The following is a 20,747-nucleotide window of genomic DNA, read 5'->3' on the forward strand; positions in this document are numbered from 1 at the left end:
CAGCCACCGAAAAACCCAGGAATGACCACCATGCCCGCCTTCAGCAAGATCCTCATCGCCAACCGCGGTGAAATCGCCTGCCGGATCCAGCGTACCGCCCAGGCCCTGGGCTATCGCACCGTGGCAGTGTTCAGCGAGGCCGACGCCGACGCGCTGCATGTGCGCATGGCCGATGAAGCGGTACTCATCGGCGCGGCACCGGTGCCACAGTCCTACCTCAATCAGCCGGCCATCCTCGATGCCGCCCGGCGTACTGGCGCCGACGCCATCCACCCCGGCTACGGTTTGCTCTCGGAAAACGCCGGGTTCGCCAAGGCCTGCGAAGAGGCCGGTATCGTGTTCATCGGCCCCAGCCCCGACGCCATCGACCTGATGGGCAGTAAACGCCGCTCGAAAATCGCCATGATCGCCGCCGGCGTACCGTGCATCGCCGGTTACCAAGGCGCGGCCCAGGATGACGACACGCTGACTCGCGAAGCCGCCCGCATCGGCTATCCGTTGATGATCAAGGCCAGCGCCGGCGGTGGTGGCCGAGGTATGCGCCTGGTTTGGCGGGATGGAGACCTGCTAGAACAGTTACGCACCGCGCGCTCCGAGGCGCTGCATGGTTTTGGCAACGATGAGTTGATCCTCGAACAGGCCTTGATCAATCCGCGGCATGTGGAAATCCAGATTTTCGGTGACCATCACGGCAATCTGCTCCATTTGGGCGAAAGGGACTGCTCGATCCAGCGACGCCACCAGAAAATCATTGAAGAAGCGCCCTGCCCGGTCATGACCGCCGATCTGCGCCAGGCCATGGGTGACGCCGCGCTCAAGGCTGGCCGTGCGGTCAATTATGTGGGGGCCGGGACCGTGGAGTTTTTGCTCGCCCCGGACGGCGGTTTTTACTTTCTGGAGATGAACACGCGCCTACAGGTCGAACATCCGGTCACCGAGCTGATCACCGGACTGGACCTGGTGGCCTGGCAACTGGATGTGGCCGCCGGCCTGCCACTGCCCCTGCGCCAGAACCAGGTCCAGTTCAGTGGTCATGCCATGGAAGTACGGTTGTATGCCGAAGACCCGGCTGCGAACTTTCTGCCGCAAACCGGCCATTTGCTCAGTTGGGAACCCCCTATCCGCGACGGTGTACGCATCGACCATGGTTTGCTTGAAGGCCAGACCATCACCCCGTTCTACGACCCGATGCTGGGCAAAGTCATCGCCCACGGCGCCACCCGTGAAGAGGCCCGACGCAAATTGCTGCGAGCCGTGGAGGACTGCGTGCTCCTGGGTGTGCAGGCCAATCAGCGCTTGCTGGCGGGGTTGTTGGCTCATCCACAATTCATTGATGGAGATTTCGGCACCGGTTTCATCCAGCAACATTTCGCCGATCATCCCGCCCTGCAGATCCACGCCCCCTCGGCTGAGCAGCTCGCCATCGCCGCAGCCTTGTTCTATCAGTCCATGCATGCACGTCATGCGCCCGGCCTGGGAGGATGGAGCAACAACAGCGGCGCGGTGCGGCGCTATCGCATTGGCCTGGGCGAGCGCGACTGGCCCCTGACCCTGACCGCCGAAACCGGCGGCACGCTGCATATCCGGGTAGCCGAGCGTGTGATCGAGTTGAAGTTGCTCGAAGCTGATCAGTGCGGCGCAACGCTGATGATCGACGGCATTCGCCAACGCCATGCCTGGCACCTCGATGGTAATGACCTGTGGCTGTTCACTCGCCCCGGCGGCCTGCATTTGCAGGATCGGACCCAGGCCCCCATCACCGCCAGGACCAGCCTCAGCGATGGCTCCCTCAAGGCGCCAATGGACGGCGCTATCGTCGAAGTACTGGTCAGTGAAGGGACGGCAGTACGCCAGGGACAGCTACTGATGGTGCTCGAAGCGATGAAAATGGAGCACCCACTCAAGGCAGGTATTGATGGAGTGGTCAGGACCTTACAAGTCAAGCCAGGCGATCAGGTGAAAAACCGCCAGTTATTATTGCAGGTTGAAACAGCGCACTAGGCGGATGCGCAGGGTTTGACTACGCTCAAACCCATCAGCACGCCGATACCGGGAACCTTGCGATGCCTCACTGGCTGGTGATTGATCTGGAGGCCACCACCGATGAAGGTGGCTGGCCGGTAACCGAAATGGAAATTATCGAAATCGGCGCCACGCTGGTGAATCGGGATGGCCGCGAGCTGGACCACTTCCAGCGGTTCGTAAAGCCGTTGAGGCGTCCCTTGCTCACACCTTTCTGTCGCGAGCTGACCCATATCACCCAGGCCAATATCGACAGCGCCGCGCCTTTGACCGAGGTCTGGCCGGCGTTCGAACGCTGGCTGGCGCAGTATCACGCGAACCTGGAGAGCTGGGTCAGTTGGGGCGATTACGACCGCAAGCAATTACTTCAGGAATGGCAGCATCAGCGGTTGCACAGTTTTCTCGGCCAGGTGCCGCACATGAACCTCAAGCAGCGCTTCGCCAAAGCCCGCCGGTTGGAGCGACCGCTGGGGCTCAACGGGGCGCTGCAACTGGCCGGCCTGCAATTCTGCGGACAACAACACCGGGCCCTGGAAGATGCGCGCAATACGGCGCGGTTATTACCCCTGGTACTCCCAGGCTGAACGCGAGCCACGACGGCGGCGCGGCAGATGACGAACGTTGCAGCCTTGTGCATACTGGCCGGCCTTTTCCAGCCCCTTTTTTCGAGGAATCGCCCATGTTTAAAGTCAACGAGTACTTCGACGGCACCGTCAAGTCGATCGCTTTCGGCACTGCCGAAGGCCCTGCGACCATCGGCGTCATGGCTGCGGGCGAATACGAATTCGGCACGGCCCAGCGGGAAATCATGCATGTCGTCTCCGGCGCCCTGACCGTGAAACTGCCCGACAGCACCGACTGGGAAACCTTCGAGGCCGGCAGCCAGTTCAATGTACCGGCCAATAGCAAGTTCCAGCTCAAGGTCGCCGTCGACACCGCCTACCTGTGCGAATACCGCGGCTGAGTCTGTGGCGAGGGGATTTATCCCCGCTGGGCTGCGCAGCAGCCCCAAAAGACTGAACACAGTCAGCCTGATACACCGAGGCTGCAAATCTTTAGGCTGCTGTGCAGCCAGCGGGGATAAATCCCCTCGCCACAAAAGCCCCGGCGTGGTATCGGGAATGAAAAATACCCGTGTCCGGTGGACACGGGCATTGTTTTTTCAGAAGCGGTGTTTATTCGAGCACTTCAACCGGCATGCCCACTTCAAGCCAACCATTGCTGTCATTGACCAGGTTCTGGCCGAACATCGCACCGTCCGGTGTCGAACGATACTGCTGCAACGTGGCGAAGGGTTCGCGGTCAGGGTCGCGTTCGCCGGTTTGCGGATCGACCGTGGTCATGATGCAGCGCGAGCAGGGCTTGACCAGCCGGAACTCCACATCGCCGATACGAATGCGCTTCCAGCCATCCTCGACAAATGCCTCGCTGCCCTCGATAACCAGGTTGGGACGAAAGCGCAGCATCTCCAAAGGGCGGCCGACCCGATCGGACACGTCCTGCAAAGAGGCCTGGCCGATCAGCAGCAAGGGGAAACCGTCTGCGAACGCCACCTTGTCGTCATCCTTGCCGTAACCGGCGGCGGTGGTGCGCGCCAGTTCTACCGGAACGTGAACCAGCCGGGTGGGCTTGCCGATGAATTCGCTGACCCAGGCCGCTGCCTCGTCACCGGCATCCGGTACGCGCAAGGTGTCTCGCCAGATGATCACACCACGTCGCTGCTCTTCGTCGGCAGGTGGCAGCGGTACATCCAGCGAGGCAAAACCTGGCGCACTGAGCGTCAGACCGCCTGCCTCGTTCCACAATGCCGAGAGCTGGCTCATTTGAATCACTGCCCGCTGGGTCAGGAAACGCCCGGTGCCCTCGTCCACCAGCATCCAGCGCCGGTCACCGTCCAGGCCCAGCTTGTCCAGGCCTATGCCTTGCAGGAGCTGACCCTTGCCGGACTTCAACGGATAACGATACAACGCGCTCAGCCGCAACATGCTCGACTTCCCTGGTGACGAAAAACGCCACCTTATACGAGCCGGCCATTGAAGCAAACCATGATCAGCCTCAGTCGAGCATCAGTCGCTGGCGCACCACGTCAACCAGCTTGTCCGGCTGGAATTTGGAGAGGAAGTTGTCGCAGCCGACCTTCTTGACCATCGAATCGTTGAAGCTGCCGGACAGCGAGGTGTGCAGCACTACGTAGAGGCCCCGCAAACGAGGGTCGTTGCGGATCTCGGTGGTCAGGCGATAGCCGTCCATTTCCGGCATTTCCGCGTCGGTGAAAATCATCAGTAATTTATCGGTCATCACTTCGCCAGTATCGGCCCAGGCCTTGAGCATGTTCAGGGCTTTCAAACCGTCGCTGGCAACGTGCATTTTCACACCCAACTGACCCAGCGTATCGCGCAGTTGAGAGAGCGCGACATTGGAGTCGTCCACCAGCAGCACTTCGCGTCCGCGGGCGCGCTCCAGTACCGGATCTTCGAGTTTGTCCCGGGAAACCTTGGCGTTGTAAGGCACGATTTCAGCCAGGACTTTTTCCACGTCGATGATTTCCACCAACTGGTCATCAACCTTGCTGATCGCCGTCAGGTAGTGCTCACGTCCGGCGCTGGTCGGCGGCGGCAAGATGGCTTCCCAGTTCATATTGACGATGCGGTCCACGCCGCCCACCAGGAACGCCTGAACCGAACGGTTGTACTCGGTGACGATAATGGTGCTGTTCGGTCCCGGCACCAGCGGACGCATACCGATGGCCTGGGACAGGTCGATCACCGGCAACGTCTGGCCCCTCAGATTGACTACGCCGCACACAAACGGATGGCGCTGCGGCATCAACGTCAGCTTCGGCAACTGCAGCACTTCCTGGACCTTGAACACGTTAATGGCGAACAACTGCCGCCCCGCCAGGCGAAACATGAGAATTTCCAGGCGATTCTCACCCACCAGTTGGGTTCGTTGATCTACTGTATCGAGAATGCCGGCCATCTATGACTCCTGGGCTTGTTCGGATGAATCCATAAAGGAGATATCGGCCGTGCAGGCCGGATCTTGACCCCTGTATAAAATGTCGCGCAGGGCATTGATGTCACATTAGCATCATGCTTTACTGGCTTCACAGATTTCATCCCTCAAGTTCTGCGCGGCGCGACCTCAGCTTGCGCACAAAGTTCCCCCGTCTAGGGGTTTCCCCTAGCAACAATCAGGTGCAACCTGATATTCCCGCTATCCAATAGCCATTAATGTGACGCCATTCTCATTGCTGAACGGAGTCAGGCTTTTGTGCGCGACCGCAGGACACCGGACTTCCAGCCATTTGGCCGATCCCGCCAGTGCAATCGTTTGCGAGCATGCCTTTGTCTACGGGCGAAAGAGTGCCTGCGGGTCTTCGTTAGTTGCCGGCCGTGAATTCCTGCCGTTCGCCACACGCGATTTTCTTGCGTCTGACATGATGTTGTGGAGATAAGCATGCCGAACGATCGTAAAAACTGGAATCAGCGCCTTCCCGAATTTCTGATCGAGGCCGAAACGCTTTTGGCCAAGTCAGAGGAATGCCTAAGCCACCTGCAACTGATCAACGACGACAGGGACGCCATTGATTGCATGCTCAGTACCTTGCTGAAGCTGGCAAACAAGGCCGACGCCCTGGCGCTGGAAGCCATTTCAGAATTTTCGCTGCATATCCATGGCTTGCTCAGCAACGCGCAAAGTCACGTTGAATTGCATGATCAGGCGCTGGGCGCGCTGAAGGATTGCTTCACCCTGATGGCCTGGCAACTGGAACTGGTCGATCACACCACCGGCCAGCTCAGCCTGGACAGCAGCGAACAGACCTCGTTGATCGAAGCCTTTGCCTTCCAGGTAGGCCAGAGTCCTGGCCAGACATTGCCTGCTTCGCGCCCCCTGGGTTTGGTGCCCTACTCACAAAAACAGGCCTGAGGCCGATGAGTGCGGTTCGACCTGATGCGGCTGACACTTGGCACTTTCACGCCACCATGCTGAACGCGACCAACGAAATATGAAGTGGTACTATCTCCCGCGTCAGTGGCCTCAAGATAGTGGCATTAAGCCGCCAACTGAGGCTGCCTTCGACCTGAAACGTTTACCCGTCCCGGCCTGTCAGATACGCTGACTGGCCTGCCCGCAGCGAACATTCATTGGCTCCATCCGTCATGTACGCCAGCCTCAAGTCAATCATCACCTGGCCACCCTCCCGAGAAAATGCCCGCCGTTTCACGTTGTCGTTGTGCATCTGCTCAACCCTTGGCAGCCTGCTGGTCTACCTGTTGGCCTCTACCGTACCCCTGAGTTTGCTGGCGCTGAATATCGCGGCCACGACCTGCGTCTGGATCCAGCATCGCCTGTCACACAAATCCATCAAGTTCCAGCCCCAGGAGTTGGCCGATCGGTTGCTTGAGGTCCAGGAAAATGAGCGCCATCGGCTCAGCCGTGAATTGCACGACGATATCGGCCAGTTGCTGACTGCGGCAAAACTGCAAAGCGAATGGCTCAAGCGCCGTATTCCGGAAGAACTGCAGGGCCAGTGCACGATTCTCTGCGAGACGCTGGACGAAACGCTCAACAAGGTTCGCGACGTCTCAGCCATTCTCAACCCAAGACAACTGACCAGCCTGGGACTTGAAGCCAGCCTGCGCGCGCACCTGCTCAAGACGCTGGCTAACACACCGCTGAAATGGAGCCTGGACTGTCAACAACGCATGACCGGTATCCCTGAGGAAATGACGGTCGCCGCGTTTCGAATCACCCAGGAAGCCGTGACCAATATTTTGCGCCATGCCCAGGCGAAAAACCTGCTGGTGCGCCTGCAACGCTTGCCCGAAGGCCTGACCCTGTTGATCAGCGACGATGGCAAAGGATTCGTCCCGGCCTCCCACCCCGCTCACGAAGGACAACGCGGCATGGCCGGCATGTCGGAGCGGGTTGAACAACTGGGCGGCACCTTGAAGGTCATCAGCGAGGCCGGCAAAGGTACCCATATTGAGGCAAGCTTTCCCTGGACGCCTCGCGCCCTGGAACGGGCCAGCAAGAATAAGGTTCTCCATTGATTTGTAACTTGCTTCTGATAGATGACCACTCGCTGATCAGGGCCGGCGTGCGCGCCCTGGTCATGGATCTGCCCGGATATGCCGTGATCGGCGAAGCCAGTGACGGGACGCAATTGCTGGAATTGGTTGAACGGCTGGTTCCAGATATCGTCTTGCTGGATATATCCATGAAAGACACCTGCGGCCTGGACGCGCTGCAACAGCTCAAGCGCGTGCGTCCCCAGAGCAAAGTACTGATTCTGTCGATGCACACCGACCCGGCGTTGATCATGCAGGCACTGGAATCCGGAGCCCATGGCTATCTGCTCAAGGACACCACCGCCACCGAGCTGGAACACGCGCTGGAAGCTCTGCGCAACAACGAACGCTACCTGAGCCCTGCCATTGCCCACACCGTGATCAACCAGGCACTGACCCGCGTCCAGAAGCCGCAACCCGATCCTGGCCAGGCTCATAATTTGACCGCCCGCCAACTGGAGATCCTGCGGCTGATCGTGCGCGGCAAGTCCACCCGGGAAATCGCCAACGGCCTGAGCCTGAGCATCAAGACCATAGAAACCCACCGGGCGCAAATCATGAAACGCCTGCAGATCCATGATGTGGCCGGGCTGGTGCTGTTCGCCGTGCGTGAGCAGATCATCAGCCTGGACGATTAAGCGCCACCGAGTTACTCAGCAAAGGCGAATCGGAGGGCAGGTGAACACGCAACGCTTTCGCCCGGACAGTGAAACGCAAACTGTCGACCTGCAACGGTTCGCCATCAAGATTGATATCCAGGCCTTGAGCGACCTTGATTTCCACCCATGGCAGGCGTGCACGCACGAACATGTTGTCGATGCCCAGGCCACCGGCCAGCAAATCCTTCAGGGTGCTGACCACTTCCTGAGGCGCCGGCAGGACACTGATGTCCAGCAATCCATCATCGACCAGCGCCTCAGGGCACAGTACATGCCCCCCTCCGGCCTGCCGGCCATTGCCGATGCCCAGCGCCAGCAAATCGCCTTGCCAGTGGAAATCCGGGCCCTGCAGCTCACCGTAGGCCGCACTCAGTTCACTGAAACGTGACAAACCGGTGAACAGATAGGCGGCGCCACCCAAAACCTTTTTCAAGTCCTCGGAGGTGTTCGCCGTCACTTGGCTGCCAAAACCGCCCGTGGCCATGTTCAGGAAAATCTGACCGCCCACGTCCCCCAGGTCGATGGCCTGGGGCGTGACATCCAGCAGATCCAGGGCCTGCTCCGGCTCCAGCGGGATACCGGCGGCACGGGCAAAATCATTGGCCGTACCCAGCGGCAGCAATACCAGGCTGACCTCACTCGATTGACGCACGATCGCCTCGGCGATATCACGCAAGGTCCCGTCCCCACCGCCGGCGATCAACGTCGTGTAACCGGCATCCAGCGCCTCATCGACACAGCGTCGGGCATCGCCGGCCTCCCACGTCAGTCGGACCGCAAGGTCCCAGCCCTGCTTGCGCTTGAGCATCACTGCGGCGCGAACCTCATCGTTGAGCGCTTGCTTGCCATGCAAAATCAACAGCGCCTTGCCTTTGCTCATTGTTATCTCCGTCATGGGAAGGTTCAGAGAATGGGACCACTCACACGGCCGAAAAAGCCCGGACCGATTCAATTTAAATAAAAGACTGCGCTGCGCGCCCACGGGGAAAACCGGCGGACAGCCCGCCTGCCGCCCACTTCTCGACTCGAAGAATTTTCTTACAAGAACTGGCGAATCAGCTCAATTGACCCTTCAACGGTATTGAGACACTTTGGTGTTCTGTTGTGCTGGATCGTTTAAATGCTCATTACACAAGGATGTCTTAACCCATGGATGGATACGTCACGGCCCGCAGGGGCCGGAACAGTGGTTCGAACAGTTATGGCCAAAGGGATGAAACGCCCCATGCATAGCCATAAATACAAGCTGTCACCCCGGCAGCTCGCATCATTTGGAAGCGAACAGGCCAACGTTCAAAACGAATGCAAAAGTTGCAGTAATCCCGCAGGAGGAATTGATTTGGAACCGCGCGTCGTTGAACTGGAAACCCACCTTAAATACATCCGTAAAGACATGGATGAAATCCGAACCGATGTGAAGGTGATCCGCCACAGGCTCGCCTATTCGGCAGGCGCAGCAGCGGTGGTCTTTGGCCTGCTGGGCTGGATTGCGAACAGTCGATTCGATCAACTGGTCATGCTGCTCTCGCGATAAATTCGATGGGCATGAAAAGCCCGAGCACTCGACTCGGGCCGATACCCCCACTGCTGCAGCGCTAGCCCAGGACCTCGCTCAAGGGAATAAAACCCACTTCGTCGCCTTCGACCAGGGTTCTCCCCTCAAGCACTTCAACCAGTCCTTCAGCCCAGGCCGCGCTGCGCAACACACCTGAGCTTTGATTGCGGTAGATGATCGCCCGACCGTTCTCGATGCGACCTCGCAAGTATTCTCGTCGACCACCTGCCTTCGGCCAATCGAAGCCGGCTGGCACTTTGAACTTGAGCGGGGTTACCGCCTGAACACCCTGACGGCGTAACAAGTAAGGGCGGGCCAACAGGGCGAATGTCACCAATGTCGAGGCAGGGTTTCCGGGCAGGCCTATCACGGGCACACCACGAAAATGCCCGAACGTCAGCGGTTTCCCGGGTTTGATGGCAAGTTTCCAGAGCGCGAGTTCACCCTCTTCGCGCAAGGCGGCCCCCAGGAAGTCAGCCTCCCCCACCGATACGCCGCCAGTGGACAGGATCAGATCGACATCCGACAACTGCCCCAGACGCTGGCGGGTGGCGGGCATGTCGTCGGGCAGAATACCTGCGTCGACCACCTCACAACCCAGTTGCTGCAACCAGCCACAGAGCAGTACGCGATTGCTGTTATAGATCTGGCCAGGGCCCAGCGCCTGACCTGGCTCTACCAGTTCGTCGCCGGTGGAGAGCACTGCAACACGCACCTTGCGCACCACCTCCAGCGACGCGCAGCCAAGAGATGCCGCCAGCCCCAGTTCGATCGGCCCCAGGCGAGTACCGCAGGAGAGAACCGTTTCTCCGACAGTTGTCTCCTGCCCCTGGGGGCGGATGTTTTGCCCGCTCACCATGGGCTCGGTGAAGCGTATGCGCAGGTCATCTTCAACCACGGTGTTTTCCTGCATCTCGACGCAGTCAGCGCCGGCAGGGACAGGCGCTCCGGTGAAGATCCGTGCACAGGTTCCTGCGGCCAGCGGCTCCGGGGCCTGACCGGCGAAAATTCGCTGACTGACCACCAGCGGCTCACCTGTGCAGTCAGCCAGCCGCAAGGCGTAGCCGTCCATGGCGCTGTTGGGCCATGGCGGCAAATCAAGGGTCGATACCACATCTTCTGCAAGCACCCGGCCTTGCGCCGCGGCCAAAGGCAAACGTTCACGCTGGACAATCGGCGTAGCCGCCGCCATCTCGAGCAAACGCTCCAACGCCACCTCCACGGCCATCAGGGCACCGGCCTTGCCCGGTTTACCCACGGGATTCACAAGGCGCTGCCTGTTTCAGATGGGCCACGAAGTTACATGGACGATGCCGCGCATCCAGTTGCTCGGCCAGTATCCCGTCCCAGCCAGTGCGCACCGCGTTGGTTGAGCCAGGCAGGCAACAAACCAGCGTGCCATTGGCCAGACCTGCCAGCGCCCGAGACTGGACGGTGGAAGTGCCTATGTCCGCCACCGATATTTGGCGAAACAATTCACCGAAGCCGTCGACCTGCTTGTCCAGCAGGCACGCGACGGCTTCCGGAGTGCTATCGCGCCCCGTGAAACCGGTGCCGCCCGTAATCAGCACCACTTGCACCACGTCCTCGGCGATCCAGTTCGCGACTTGCGCGCGGATCTTGTACAAATCATCTTTGAGCAGAACCCGCGCCGCCAGGTTGTGACCGGCCGCCGTGAGTCGATCGACAAAGACCTGCCCGGATGTATCGGTTTCGAGGGTGCGGGTATCACTGACTGTCAGTACCGCGATATTGAGCGGCACGAAAGGTACATCAGCCTTGGCTTTCATAGGCTCGTCCAGTTGTAGAGGAAACAGCCCGGTGTTATATCACAGCGCTTCATTTTTTCGCCTGTGCGGAGATACGCCATGACCTCGAACACTTCCTCGCCATCATGCTCCATCCTGCTGCTGGCGGGTGGGCGCGGACAACGCATGGGCGGGCAGGACAAAGGCCTGGTGGAGTGGCAGGGCGAACCATTGATCGCCCATCTGCATAGACGGACCCGAGCACTGAGCGACGACCTGATTATCTCCTGCAACCGCAACCCGGAACGCTATGCGCTGTATGCCGATCAATTGGTGCATGACGATGAAGGGGGCTTCCCCGGCCCATTGGCAGGCATCCGGGCAGGCCTCAAGGTGGCACGATATCCGTCTCTGTTGGTGCTGCCGTGCGATGTACCGAAAATCGACTCCAGCCTGCTTGACAGCATGCTCAGCGAGGCAAGCCTGCATCCCGACAAACCCCTGATGGTACGTCACGGTGAACACTGGGAACCGCTGCTGTGCGTCATTCCTGTAGCGCTGGCACCGGCCTTCGAACAGGCCTGGAGCGAAGGCGAACGCAGCCCGGGTCGCATCATGCGGGCGCTGCATGCGGTTGCACTGCAATGCCCTGCCAACGATATTCGCCTGGCAAATCTGAACACGCCGGAACTGCTCGGCGGCCACAAAGATGTGTCAGATTGACACTAGCCAGGAACTTGCGCGCGATGTATACGTCTGAAGGTCAGTAACTTGAAGAATCCTATTTCGGAGAAACACCATGACTCAACGGACCCTCGCCACTTTCATGCTCGCACTGGGCCTCGCCACTCTCGCCGGGTGCGCATCGCCAACAGTGATTACCTTGAATGACGGTCGCGAAATCCAGGCCGTCGACACCCCCGAGTACGATGAAGACACCGGCTTCTACGAATTCGAGCAACTGGACGGTAAAGAGACTCGCGTGAACAAGGATCAGGTTCGTACCGTTAAAGACCTGTAATTTTTAACGCCACAGCCAGATACAGAAAAGCCCGCGATATTTGCGGGCTTTTTGATGCCTGTTCGGAAGTCAGCCCGATTACCACTGCAAGCTGATATCACTTTGAAATACACGTTCCTGGCCAGTGACAGGATCGACGAAACTCAACCCCTGGGCCAGCAGCTTGAGCGGGTTGGCGTAATCGTCCTCCACGTCCCGCAGCACCTCCGGGTAGAACGGATCGTTACAGATAGCCGCCCCGAGGGCATTCATATGCACTCGCAACTGGTGCTTCTTGCCCGTGACCGGAGACAGACCGTAGCGCCACAACTCGCCGTTTTTTTCCAGGACTTCGATGGCCGTTTCGGTATTGGGCTCGCCCGACCCTTCCTGCATCCGGAAGAACGGCTCGCCATCGATCATTCGGCTCTTATGCACCCGAGGGAAGGTCATCTGAGGTAACGCAGGGGCTATGGCCTGGTAGCGCTTCTCGATTTTTCGCGTTGGAAACAGCGACTGATAAGCCGAACGGGTCTGTGGGTTGGCTGAAAACAACACCAGCCCGGCCGTATGCCGGTCGATACGGTGCAAGGGCACCAGATGGGGATTGTCCAGACGTCGGATCAGACGTCGCAACAGCGTCTGCTCGACATACTCGCCGGCTGGCGTGACAGGCAGAAAATGCGGCTTGTCCGCCACCACCAGATGTTCGTCGGCATACAGAATCGATTCCACGACCGGGATCGGCTTCTCGTCAGGCACCTCACGAAAGTAGTGGATGCGCAGGCCTTCCCGATATGGCAGGTCGGCAGCAATGGCCTTGCCCTCTCCGTCCAATACCCGGCCCCGGATGATCCGGTCCAGCCACTGCTCGCGACTGATGGTGCTGAAATGCTCGCACAGGCACTCCAGCACCGTCTGCCAGGAGCCGGGCGGAAGATACAAGGTGCTGGCCTGATGGTGAGCGGCGCAAAACGATGACCGGGACATTGGAAACTCTAATCTTCTGGCAGGGTGGCATTATCCGTCAGCCGCGCAAGCCAGCCCAGCAATGATTGCTTCACGCCGGGATCGACGTCGTCTTTGCTGCCGCTTCGGTGAACTCTTTCAACCAGCGCAGCACTTCCACCGCCTCCCAGCGACCCGGATCGTACAACGCATACAACAAGCCCTGGTAACCCACCACATCCAGTTGCTTGTGGTAGCCGGCACGCTGGAACAATGCTTCGATCTCGGCGAAGCAGGTATTGAAATGCAGTTTGTTGAAGGGCGTCTTGCCTTCGGTGACCAGCCCGTCCAGGCGCAACTCCTGGACCGCCTCGCGCACAACGTCCACGGACATCCTGTTCACGCTGTTTTTCAGTTGTTCGACATTGACCAAGGGACGCACTCCAGATAGCTGTATGTACATACAGTAACCGAAGAAGGAAATTTTCGCCAATGACAGTGCCTGGAATCGACGTATGGCAGGGTTCAACTCAGGAAAGCGGCCACCTTGTCAGCATCGTCGAAAGGCCAATCCAGTTCCGCGCCAGTATCGATCCGGCGCAGGACCGGGATTCGCAGCCCATAACGTTCGGACAAGTCCTCGCTCTCGGCGATATCCACCAGTTCCACCAACAATCCATGCTCGACGAAAGACATCAACACACCTTCGGCGACTTCACAAAGATGACAACCCAGGGTGCCGAACAACTGGCATTCAGGAGGCATGGCAGGTAGACCCACAAAAAAGAGATGGTCATTCTAGGCCCCCTCCGCGAAACCGTCGAGCCGGGTAATATGATGCCCGGTGCTTCGGTAAAACGCTGATGCAAATCTTTGAGCGCCAATACTTTTCCGGCACTGCCCGGCGCTTTTTTTCCTTCTACGCTGTGTGGCGCAAACCTTGAATCGGAGTACCCCTTGTTTGCCAATCTGCTGATCATTCTTGCCTCGTCCCTGGTGGTCATCGCCCTGTTCAGGCGACTGCGCCTGCCACCGGTACTGGGTTATCTGTGTGTCGGGTTGGCGGTCGGCCCCACCGCCCTGGACTGGGTGAACGACAGCGAAGAACTGCCAGACCTGGCCGAGCTTGGGGTGGTTTTCCTGCTGTTCTCGCTGGGGCTGGAGTTCTCCCTGGCGAAGATGATCGAACTGCGCAGGGTCGTGTTCGGCCTTGGCAGCCTGCAGGTACTGTGCTCAGGGATACTGCTGGGCAGCCTGCTGCTGCTCTTCGGCGCCCCACCTGTCGCGGCCATGCTGCTCGGCGCCGGGCTGGCCTTGTCATCCACCGCGATTGTCAGCAAGGAGCTGACCAGCCTGGGGGAAATATTCAGCAGCCATGGCCAGAACGCAATCGGTGTGCTGCTGTTTCAGGATGTCGTCGCGGTGTTGCTGTTGACCCTCGTCCCCGTGTTCGCCGGCAGCAGCGAGCAACCATGGTACTGGGCGTTGCCCCTGACGCTGGGCAAGACCCTGGTGCTGTTCGGCGGTTTACTGCTGGCCAGTCGTCTGCTGCTGCCACGGCTGTTCCATGAAGTGGCCGAATCCCGGTCCGCCGAGCTGTTCGTACTGCTGGCCCTGGTGATCGTATTGCTGACAGCGTGGCTGACCCATCTGCTGGGCCTGTCACCGGCGCTTGGGGCGTTTCTGGCGGGCATGTTGTTAGGGGAAAGCCACTACCGACATCAGATCGAGGCCGACATACGGCCGTTCCGCGACATTCTGCTGGGGCTGTTTTTCGTCAGCATCGGCATGCTGATCGATCTGCAGTTGTTTGTGGAGGACGGCTTGCTGATCCTCGGGTTGACCCTGGGATTGATGCTTCTCAAAGGCTGCGTGGTCGCAATGCTGGTGAAGTGGCAAGGGGACGACGGCGAAACCTCCTGGCGCAGTGGTCTGGCCCTGGCCCAGGGCGGCGAATTCTGTTTTGCCCTGATGGCACTGATGCAGCAGAACCGCCTCATGCCCGCCGACATCAGCGGCCTGCTACTGGCAGCGACCTTCTGCTCGATGCTGCTGACGCCACTGCTGCTGCGTGCCGCGCCGCGCATTGCTGCCCGCCTGCACCGCAAACCCAACGAAGAGGCACAGCTGGACCAGATAAGCGCACTCAATGCCGATTTGTCGGGGCATGTGGTCATTTGCGGGTATGGCCGTGTCGGCCAGTCAATCGGGAGGTTTCTGCGCAGGGAACACCAGGCCTTCGTGGCCCTGGACGACGATCCGGTCATCATTCAGGAAGCCAGCGTCGGGGAAAGCTGCGTGCACTATGGAGATTCACGCCGGGGTGACCTCCTGACCGCCGTCGGGCTGAGTCGCGCCAAACTGTTGGTGATCGCCGTGGACAAAACCGACATCGCCATCAGCGTGCTCAAGGAAGCCCGCCGGCTCAATCCGCAGGTGCCGATTCTGGTGCGCACCCGCGATGACAGCCAATTGGCGGAGTTGCAGGCTGCCGGGGCCAGCGAAGTGGTCCCCGAGCTGCTGGAGTCAAGCCTGATGCTGGCCTCCCACGCCCTGATCATGCTCGGGCTGCCGAACCAGCAGGTCCAGCAGCATGTGGATCAGGTCCGCCACGACCGCTATCGCTTGCTACACGGTTTTTATCCTGGGAATCAGGACAAAGAGCCTTAGGATCAGTCCTGACTGACCGCGCCGATCTTGTGGATCGAAAGGTCGGCGCCGTAATACTCCTGCTCCTGAGTCAGCCGCAGTCCCACCACAGCCTTGATCGCACCATAGACCGCGAACCCGCCGCACAGGGCCACGACAACGCCCAGCGTGGTGCCGATCAGCTGGCTGATCAAACTGACCCCGCCCAGGCCGCCCAGAGCGCTCTGACCGAAGATGCCGCAAGCAATGCCGCCCCAGACACCACACAACCCGTGGAGCGGCCAGACACCGAGCACATCGTCGATCTTCCACTTGCCCTGGGCCGCGGTGAAAAACCAGACAAACAAGGCACCGGCGATCGCTCCGGTCACGAGTGCGCCGATCGGGTGCATCAGGTCCGAACCGGCACAGATCGCGACCAGCCCGGCCAACGGGCCGTTGTGCAGAAAGCCGGGGTCATTGCGTCCGACGACCAACGCCGCCACAGTCCCGCCGACCATGGCCATCAATGAATTGATCGCCACCAGCCCGCTCACCGCCGGCAGCGTCTGGGCGCTCATCACGTTGAAGCCGAACCAGCCGACAATCAGGATCCACGACCCCAAGGCCAGGAAAGGAATACTCGATGGCGCGAACGCCACCAGTCGACCGTCCCGGTAACGGCCGTTACGCGGCCCCAGCAAGAGCACGGCCGCCAACGCCAGCCATCCGCCCATGGCATGCACGACCACCGAGCCGGCAAAATCATGGAAGCCAGCGCCGAACTGGGCCTGCAACCAAGCCTGCAGGCCGAAATTGCCGTTCCAGACCACGCCTTCGAAGAATGGATACACAAACGCGACGATCAACACCGTGGCACACAACTGAGGCGCAAATCGGGCACGCTCGGCAATACCGCCGGAAATGATCGCTGGGATCGCGGCGGCGAATGTCAACAGGAAGAAAAACTTCACCAGGCTGTAACCGTGATCGACGTTGAGCACCGCAGCAGGTTGCAGGAAGGTCACGCCGTAGGAAACCCAGTAGCCCACGAAGAAATAGGCCAGAGTGGAGACGGCGAAATCACTGAGGATTTTCGACAGAGCATTGACCTGATTCTTCTGGCGGACGGTCCCCACTTCAAGGAAGGCGAAACCGGCGTGCATCGCCAGAACCATGACCGCACCGAGCAAAATGAACAGTGTGTTGGAGCTGTGGACCAGAGTGTCCACAGCGCTTTGAATATTTTCCATGGTGTTGGCAGACCTGAAAAGTTGAGAAAAGCACCAAACCAGTTCATTCGCCCTGCCCGCGCACCAAGTCGAAACATCGCCTCGAAGAATCGATGAACCGAATGAGTGCACAAAAACCGACAAGACGGTGTTCCGCTGGGAGTGCTTCGCGGATTCTGATTTTCTGGGTTAAGGTTTTACGGGCTGACGCCCAGCTTCAGCGCACAGGCGCAGGGGGACGCACCAGTACACGGCAAAACCCTGAGCAAAAGTTGTACCAGTCAGTTTCACTGAACCTTCCGGTATGGCTCATACTCGAACGCTTCAGACGTCCTTACGGAGATTCCCCCATGGCCAGAACCCAGGCAAAGACTGCTCAAGAAATCCTGATGGAAGATTTTCAGACGCTGGTCAGCGACACCGAACGGCTGTTGGATCACACCGCGACACTGGCTGGCGACCAGGCCGATGAACTGCGCAGTCAGATCCATGAAACCCTCCTGCGCGCCCGCGAGACCCTGAAGTTGACCGAAGACTCAGTGCGTGAGCGCGGCCAGGCGGCGGTGATCGCCACCGAGGAATATGTTCAGGCCAATCCTTGGCAATCCGTCGGCATCGCCGCGGGCGTGGGCTTTCTGATCGGCCTGCTGGCGACACGGCGCTAATGATGGGCATTGACGAATCCGGCTCGTCCGAAGCGGGCACACAACCTACAGCACGCCGCCTGGGCGCAGCGTTTCTCGGATTACTGCACAGCCATGTCGAGTTGTTCGGCATCGAATTGCAGGAACAGAAGGCACGCACAGTCAGCCTGTTGTTGTTCGCAGGGCTGGCGCTGGTGTTTGCGCTGTTGCTGCTGGTCGGGCTGTCGGCGCTGGTACTGATCCTGGTATGGGATACCTATCGTCTGGCGGGAATTATTGGCCTGTGTCTGTTTTATCTGCTGGCCGCCCTGTTCTGCGGTCTGCGACTCAAGGCAGCGATCTATGATGAGTCCTCACCCTTCCATGCCACTCTGGAAGAATTGGCCAACGACCGGGAGCGCCTGTTGCCATGAGTCTGCCTGATATTCCTCAAGCCCGGACACGACAGGAAATGCGCAAGGCGCTGGTACGTCTGCGCATGGAAATGCACCGACAGGAAATCCGCCAGGAAACCCGCCAACTGCTGCAACCTCTGCAACGGGTGCGCGGTTTCACTCAAAGCTGGCACGAGGGTTTCGGCATCAAGCACGCGCCGCTCTGGGGCGTGGCGGCGGTGTCCTTGCTCGGTTTTCTCACCGGCAAACGGACCCGCAGCGGCCGCACCAGCAGCCTGACGGGACTGATCCGGCTGGCAACGACCCTGCTGCCGCTCATCAAACTGGCCAAAAGTGTGCGCAAACCCTGACGTAGCCATAGCCTATAGGCCTTGCGAGGTGCCCCGCGAACCGCGAAGCTAGGACATCGACCTTATCAAACGGAGCAACCAGCCTTGGATTGGCACACCCTGCTGACTCGCGAGCGCCTCGGAAAAACGCTGCACAGCCCGGAAGAGTTGGGCCGCAGCCCGTTCCACAAAGACCATGACCGCATCATTTTTTCCGGCGCGTTCCGGCGCCTCGGACGCAAGACCCAGGTGCATCCGGTCTCCAGCAACGACCACATCCACACACGCCTGACCCATTCGCTGGAAGTCAGTTGCGTGGGGCGATCCCTGGGCATGCGCGTGGGGGAAACCATCCGCAGCGCCCTGCCTGACTGGTGCGAGCCAAGTGACCTGGGCATGGTGGTGCAATCGGCCTGCCTGGCCCATGACATCGGCAACCCGCCATTCGGTCATTCCGGTGAAGACGCCATCCGCTATTGGTTCCAGCAGGCCGCCGGTCGCGGTTGGCTCGACGCCATGACCGAGGCCGAGCGCAACGACTTTCTCAATTTCGAAGGCAACGCCCAGGGGTTTCGGGTGCTCACCCAGCTTGAGTATCACCAGTTCGACGGTGGTACGCGGTTGACCTATGCCACCCTCGGTACCTACCTCAAATACCCCTGGACCGCCCGTCACGCGGACTCCTTGGGCTACAAAAAGCACAAGTTCGGTTGCTATCAGAGCGAACTGCCATTGCTGGAACAGATCGCCCACAAGCTCGGCCTGCCTCAGCTCGAAGACCAGCGCTGGGCACGGCATCCTCTGGTTTACCTGATGGAAGCCGCCGATGACATCTGCTACGCGCTGATCGACCTGGAAGACGGCGTGGAAATGGAGCTGCTGGAATACCCGCAAGTGGAGTCGCTACTTCTGGACCTGGTGGGCGACGATCTCCCGGACACTTACCGTCAACTTGGACCACTGGACTCGCGAAGGCGCAAACTGGCGATCCTGCGAGGCAAGGCCATCGAACATCTGACCAACGCCGCCGCCAGGGCTTTCGTCGAGCAGCAGCAAGCGTTGCTGGCCGGTACGCTGCCAGGGGACCTGGTGGAACACATGCATGGCCCAGCCAAACGTTGCGTATTGAATGCCAAGGACATGGCGCGCAAGAAAATCTTCCAGGACAAGCGCAAGACCCTGCATGAGATCGGCGCCTACACCACGCTGGAAATCCTGCTCAACGGGTTTTGCGGCGCCGCCCTGGAGCAACATGGCGGTCGCACGCCTTCGTTCAAGAATCGGCGAATTCTCGATCTGCTGGGTAACAACGCGCCCGATCCGAACGGTTCGTTGCATGGTGCATTCTTGCGGATGATCGATTTTATCGCCGGGATGACTGACAGCTACGCCAGCGAAATGGCTCAGGAGATGACGGGCCGTACTCGCCAATGAGAGGGCGTCGGTGGCGAGCCTGGATGTGAAGGCGCAGCAGTTGAGGTTTGACAGGCCCGCCCCACGGGGCGGGGTAAACGGCAATGGAGCGTCGCACTCGCTTCTGAAAAGTCGGATGACCTGCCATTAATACTGAATAAAACCCTTGCTCTATTTGTTTATATAAACAACATACCGAAAGAAATCTCCCCTCCCAAACGGGCAATAATTCCCCTTCCTAGTTCATTCACCTACTAAAAACCCAATCACACCGTAGTACCCCGCCTCTTTTTTTGTAGGAAACTTCTGAAATTGAATATGTATGCCTGTCTCCTCATACGACCCCGGCATTAACTGGGCTAAGGTGCGCGCTTTATTAAGCTCGTAGGGACTTTATTCATGAACTCCGTTTTCATTGTCGACGACCACCCGGTCATCCGCCTCGCCGTTCGCATGCTCCTGGAGCATGAGGGCTATAAGGTCGTAGGGGAAACTGACAACGGTGTGGATGCGATGCAAATGGTGCGCGAATGCATGCCGGACCTGGTCATTCTGGACATCAGCATCCCCAGGCTTGACGGGCTGGAAATTCTCTCACGGTTCAACGCCATGACCACACCCCTTAAAACATTGGTGCTCACCGCTCAGTCCCCAACGCTTTTCGGTATCCGGTGCATGCAATCCGGTGCCTCGGGATACGTTTGCAAACAGGAAGACCTCAGCGAGCTGGTCAGCGCAATCAAGGCGGTGTTGTCCGGTTATAACTATTTCCCCAGCCAGGCACTGAACCCGGTCCGCCAGGACGATCCTCGCAGCATAGAGTTGGATCTGTTCAAGAGCGTCAATGACCGAGAGTTGATGGTTCTGCAACTTTTTGCTCAGGGCCGTACCAATAAGGAAATAGCCAAAGGTATGTTTCTCAGCAATAAGACCGTCAGCACTTACAAAAAAAGATTGATGCAAAAACTCAAGGTCAAGTCCCTGGTAGAACTGATTGAAATGGCGAAGCGCAACGCGCTGGTGTGAGAAAAGACCGGATGCTCAAATGCATAAGTAGATGCCTCCTGCTATTAAGCGCGGGGTTATATACGCACGGCCT

The 20,747-nt window shown here is 59.2% G+C and carries 24 protein-coding genes; 15 read left to right on the forward strand and 9 right to left on the reverse strand.

Annotated elements, in window-relative coordinates; translation table 11 throughout:
- Nucleotides 1–30: 30 nt before the first annotated feature.
- The 3 genes from BMY45_RS22780 to BMY45_RS22790 all read left to right on the forward strand — a co-directional run bounded on the left by BMY45_RS22780 (nucleotide 31) and on the right by BMY45_RS22790 (nucleotide 2,986).
- The gene (locus tag BMY45_RS22780) at nucleotides 31–2,001 is read left to right on the forward strand and encodes an acetyl/propionyl/methylcrotonyl-CoA carboxylase subunit alpha (protein WP_092401845.1); all 1,971 of its coding nucleotides are present in this window, start codon (nucleotides 31–33) and stop codon (nucleotides 1,999–2,001) included.
- Between the two features lie 62 nt (nucleotides 2,002–2,063).
- Nucleotides 2,064–2,606: a 3'-5' exonuclease gene (locus tag BMY45_RS22785; protein WP_047226403.1), complete on the forward strand. Its 543-nt coding sequence runs from the start codon at nucleotides 2,064–2,066 to the stop codon at nucleotides 2,604–2,606.
- A 95-nt stretch (nucleotides 2,607–2,701) separates the two neighbouring features.
- A complete protein-coding gene (locus BMY45_RS22790) occupies nucleotides 2,702–2,986 on the forward strand; it encodes a pyrimidine/purine nucleoside phosphorylase (protein ID WP_047226402.1) in 285 nt (94 codons plus the stop codon).
- Nucleotides 2,987–3,197: 211 nt separating this feature from the next.
- On the opposite strand, the gene BMY45_RS22795 is transcribed toward BMY45_RS22790, so the two are convergent.
- Nucleotides 3,198–4,007, reverse strand: a complete 810-nt coding sequence (locus BMY45_RS22795; protein WP_092401848.1) for an MOSC domain-containing protein — start codon at nucleotides 4,005–4,007, stop codon at nucleotides 3,198–3,200.
- 70 nt (nucleotides 4,008–4,077) lie between these two features.
- Nucleotides 4,078–5,001, reverse strand: a complete 924-nt coding sequence (locus tag BMY45_RS22800; RefSeq protein WP_092401851.1) for a chemotaxis protein CheV — start codon at nucleotides 4,999–5,001, stop codon at nucleotides 4,078–4,080.
- 480 nt (nucleotides 5,002–5,481) lie between these two features.
- Between BMY45_RS22800 and BMY45_RS22805 the strand changes: the two genes are divergently transcribed.
- From BMY45_RS22805 to BMY45_RS22815, 3 genes are all read left to right on the forward strand, one after another.
- Nucleotides 5,482–5,952: a hypothetical protein gene (locus tag BMY45_RS22805; RefSeq protein WP_092401854.1), complete on the forward strand. Its 471-nt coding sequence runs from the start codon at nucleotides 5,482–5,484 to the stop codon at nucleotides 5,950–5,952.
- 233 nt (nucleotides 5,953–6,185) lie between these two features.
- On the forward strand, nucleotides 6,186–7,079 hold the full coding sequence (locus tag BMY45_RS22810; protein ID WP_092401857.1) for a sensor histidine kinase: 894 nt from the start codon (nucleotides 6,186–6,188) through the stop codon (nucleotides 7,077–7,079).
- On the forward strand, nucleotides 7,076–7,735 hold the full coding sequence (locus tag BMY45_RS22815) for a response regulator (protein WP_092401859.1): 660 nt from the start codon (nucleotides 7,076–7,078) through the stop codon (nucleotides 7,733–7,735). The genes BMY45_RS22810 and BMY45_RS22815 overlap by 4 nt, the downstream gene beginning before the upstream one ends.
- Here BMY45_RS22815 and yegS read toward each other — a convergent pair.
- A complete protein-coding gene (yegS, locus tag BMY45_RS22820) occupies nucleotides 7,719–8,636 on the reverse strand; it encodes a lipid kinase YegS (RefSeq protein ID WP_092401862.1) in 918 nt (305 codons plus the stop codon). The two genes, BMY45_RS22815 and yegS, sit on opposite strands and share 17 nt — an antisense overlap.
- A gap of 345 nt (nucleotides 8,637–8,981) precedes the next feature.
- On the opposite strand from yegS, the gene BMY45_RS28465 reads away from it, so the two are divergent.
- A complete protein-coding gene (locus BMY45_RS28465) occupies nucleotides 8,982–9,290 on the forward strand; it encodes a hypothetical protein (protein ID WP_225248412.1) in 309 nt (102 codons plus the stop codon).
- A gap of 61 nt (nucleotides 9,291–9,351) precedes the next feature.
- Here the strand turns inward: BMY45_RS28465 and glp are convergent, their stop codons facing one another.
- A complete protein-coding gene (glp, locus tag BMY45_RS22830; RefSeq protein WP_092401865.1) occupies nucleotides 9,352–10,578 on the reverse strand; it encodes a molybdopterin molybdotransferase MoeA in 1,227 nt (408 codons plus the stop codon).
- Entirely contained in the window at nucleotides 10,562–11,101 is a 540-nt protein-coding gene (moaB, locus tag BMY45_RS22835; protein WP_047226393.1) for a molybdenum cofactor biosynthesis protein B, read from the reverse strand. Before moaB ends, glp begins: the two co-directional genes overlap by 17 nt.
- 78 nt (nucleotides 11,102–11,179) lie before the next feature.
- On the opposite strand from moaB, the gene mobA reads away from it, so the two are divergent.
- Together mobA and BMY45_RS22845 are read left to right on the forward strand one after the other, a co-directional pair.
- Nucleotides 11,180–11,782, forward strand: a complete 603-nt coding sequence (gene mobA / locus BMY45_RS22840; protein WP_092401868.1) for a molybdenum cofactor guanylyltransferase MobA — start codon at nucleotides 11,180–11,182, stop codon at nucleotides 11,780–11,782.
- Nucleotides 11,783–11,858: 76 nt separating this feature from the next.
- Nucleotides 11,859–12,080: a YgdI/YgdR family lipoprotein gene (locus BMY45_RS22845; protein WP_047226391.1), complete on the forward strand. Its 222-nt coding sequence runs from the start codon at nucleotides 11,859–11,861 to the stop codon at nucleotides 12,078–12,080.
- A gap of 78 nt (nucleotides 12,081–12,158) precedes the next feature.
- On the opposite strand, the gene BMY45_RS22850 is transcribed toward BMY45_RS22845, so the two are convergent.
- The 3 genes from BMY45_RS22850 to BMY45_RS22860 form a co-directional block, all read right to left on the reverse strand.
- Nucleotides 12,159–13,049, reverse strand: coding sequence for a pseudouridine synthase (locus BMY45_RS22850; protein WP_092401871.1), 891 nt, complete (start codon nucleotides 13,047–13,049; stop codon nucleotides 12,159–12,161).
- A gap of 70 nt (nucleotides 13,050–13,119) precedes the next feature.
- Entirely contained in the window at nucleotides 13,120–13,440 is a 321-nt protein-coding gene (locus tag BMY45_RS22855; protein WP_047226389.1) for a transcriptional regulator, read from the reverse strand.
- 92 nt (nucleotides 13,441–13,532) lie between these two features.
- Nucleotides 13,533–13,772: a glutaredoxin family protein gene (locus tag BMY45_RS22860; protein ID WP_092401874.1), complete on the reverse strand. Its 240-nt coding sequence runs from the start codon at nucleotides 13,770–13,772 to the stop codon at nucleotides 13,533–13,535.
- A gap of 192 nt (nucleotides 13,773–13,964) precedes the next feature.
- Here BMY45_RS22860 and BMY45_RS22865 point away from each other — a divergent pair, with 192 nt between their 5' ends.
- Complete coding sequence (locus tag BMY45_RS22865) at nucleotides 13,965–15,677, forward strand: cation:proton antiporter (protein WP_092401877.1); 1,713 nt, start codon at nucleotides 13,965–13,967, stop codon at nucleotides 15,675–15,677.
- 2 nt (nucleotides 15,678–15,679) lie between these two features.
- Here the strand turns inward: BMY45_RS22865 and BMY45_RS22870 are convergent, their stop codons facing one another.
- Nucleotides 15,680–16,888 (reverse strand): ammonium transporter, encoded by a 1,209-nt coding sequence (locus BMY45_RS22870; protein WP_092401880.1) that lies wholly within the window; start codon nucleotides 16,886–16,888, stop codon nucleotides 15,680–15,682.
- Nucleotides 16,889–17,217: 329 nt separating this feature from the next.
- Between BMY45_RS22870 and BMY45_RS22875 the strand changes: the two genes are divergently transcribed.
- From BMY45_RS22875 to BMY45_RS22895, 5 genes are all read left to right on the forward strand, one after another.
- On the forward strand, nucleotides 17,218–17,532 hold the full coding sequence (locus BMY45_RS22875) for an ElaB/YgaM/YqjD family protein (RefSeq protein ID WP_047226385.1): 315 nt from the start codon (nucleotides 17,218–17,220) through the stop codon (nucleotides 17,530–17,532).
- 2 nt (nucleotides 17,533–17,534) lie between these two features.
- Nucleotides 17,535–17,924, forward strand: coding sequence for a phage holin family protein (locus BMY45_RS22880; RefSeq protein WP_047226384.1), 390 nt, complete (start codon nucleotides 17,535–17,537; stop codon nucleotides 17,922–17,924).
- A complete protein-coding gene (locus BMY45_RS22885; RefSeq protein ID WP_047226383.1) occupies nucleotides 17,921–18,256 on the forward strand; it encodes a hypothetical protein in 336 nt (111 codons plus the stop codon). The genes BMY45_RS22880 and BMY45_RS22885 overlap by 4 nt, the downstream gene beginning before the upstream one ends.
- Before the next feature lie 84 nt (nucleotides 18,257–18,340).
- Nucleotides 18,341–19,669, forward strand: a complete 1,329-nt coding sequence (locus tag BMY45_RS22890) for a deoxyguanosinetriphosphate triphosphohydrolase (protein WP_092401883.1) — start codon at nucleotides 18,341–18,343, stop codon at nucleotides 19,667–19,669.
- A 378-nt stretch (nucleotides 19,670–20,047) separates the two neighbouring features.
- Nucleotides 20,048–20,674: a response regulator transcription factor gene (locus BMY45_RS22895; RefSeq protein WP_047226381.1), complete on the forward strand. Its 627-nt coding sequence runs from the start codon at nucleotides 20,048–20,050 to the stop codon at nucleotides 20,672–20,674.
- The last annotated feature ends 73 nt before the right edge of the window (nucleotides 20,675–20,747 follow it).

The sequence above is a fragment of the Pseudomonas sp. NFACC39-1 genome (assembly GCF_900110355.1).
Taxonomy (GTDB): domain Bacteria; phylum Pseudomonadota; class Gammaproteobacteria; order Pseudomonadales; family Pseudomonadaceae; genus Aquipseudomonas; species Aquipseudomonas tehranensis.

Excerpts from the sequence above, each read along its gene's own strand:
- BMY45_RS22860 (WP_092401874.1), bottom strand. The coding sequence starts at position 13,772 with ATGCCTCCTGAATGCCAGTTGTTCGGCACCCTGGGTTGTCATCTTTGT.
- BMY45_RS22895 (WP_047226381.1), top strand. The coding sequence starts at position 20,048 with ATGAACTCCGTTTTCATTGTCGACGACCACCCGGTCATCCGCCTCGCC.
- yegS (WP_092401862.1), bottom strand. The coding sequence starts at position 8,636 with ATGAGCAAAGGCAAGGCGCTGTTGATTTTGCATGGCAAGCAAGCGCTC.
- mobA (WP_092401868.1), top strand. The coding sequence starts at position 11,180 with ATGACCTCGAACACTTCCTCGCCATCATGCTCCATCCTGCTGCTGGCG.
- moaB (WP_047226393.1), bottom strand. The coding sequence starts at position 11,101 with ATGAAAGCCAAGGCTGATGTACCTTTCGTGCCGCTCAATATCGCGGTA.
- BMY45_RS22845 (WP_047226391.1), top strand. The coding sequence starts at position 11,859 with ATGACTCAACGGACCCTCGCCACTTTCATGCTCGCACTGGGCCTCGCC.
- BMY45_RS22780 (WP_092401845.1), top strand. The coding sequence starts at position 31 with ATGCCCGCCTTCAGCAAGATCCTCATCGCCAACCGCGGTGAAATCGCC.
- BMY45_RS22785 (WP_047226403.1), top strand. The coding sequence starts at position 2,064 with ATGCCTCACTGGCTGGTGATTGATCTGGAGGCCACCACCGATGAAGGT.
- BMY45_RS22870 (WP_092401880.1), bottom strand. The coding sequence starts at position 16,888 with ATGGAAAATATTCAAAGCGCTGTGGACACTCTGGTCCACAGCTCCAAC.
- BMY45_RS28465 (WP_225248412.1), top strand. The coding sequence starts at position 8,982 with ATGCATAGCCATAAATACAAGCTGTCACCCCGGCAGCTCGCATCATTT.
- BMY45_RS22875 (WP_047226385.1), top strand. The coding sequence starts at position 17,218 with ATGGCCAGAACCCAGGCAAAGACTGCTCAAGAAATCCTGATGGAAGAT.
- BMY45_RS22810 (WP_092401857.1), top strand. The coding sequence starts at position 6,186 with ATGTACGCCAGCCTCAAGTCAATCATCACCTGGCCACCCTCCCGAGAA.
- BMY45_RS22850 (WP_092401871.1), bottom strand. The coding sequence starts at position 13,049 with ATGTCCCGGTCATCGTTTTGCGCCGCTCACCATCAGGCCAGCACCTTG.
- BMY45_RS22800 (WP_092401851.1), bottom strand. The coding sequence starts at position 5,001 with ATGGCCGGCATTCTCGATACAGTAGATCAACGAACCCAACTGGTGGGT.
- BMY45_RS22795 (WP_092401848.1), bottom strand. The coding sequence starts at position 4,007 with ATGTTGCGGCTGAGCGCGTTGTATCGTTATCCGTTGAAGTCCGGCAAG.
- BMY45_RS22885 (WP_047226383.1), top strand. The coding sequence starts at position 17,921 with ATGAGTCTGCCTGATATTCCTCAAGCCCGGACACGACAGGAAATGCGC.
- BMY45_RS22805 (WP_092401854.1), top strand. The coding sequence starts at position 5,482 with ATGCCGAACGATCGTAAAAACTGGAATCAGCGCCTTCCCGAATTTCTG.
- BMY45_RS22790 (WP_047226402.1), top strand. The coding sequence starts at position 2,702 with ATGTTTAAAGTCAACGAGTACTTCGACGGCACCGTCAAGTCGATCGCT.
- BMY45_RS22880 (WP_047226384.1), top strand. The coding sequence starts at position 17,535 with ATGGGCATTGACGAATCCGGCTCGTCCGAAGCGGGCACACAACCTACA.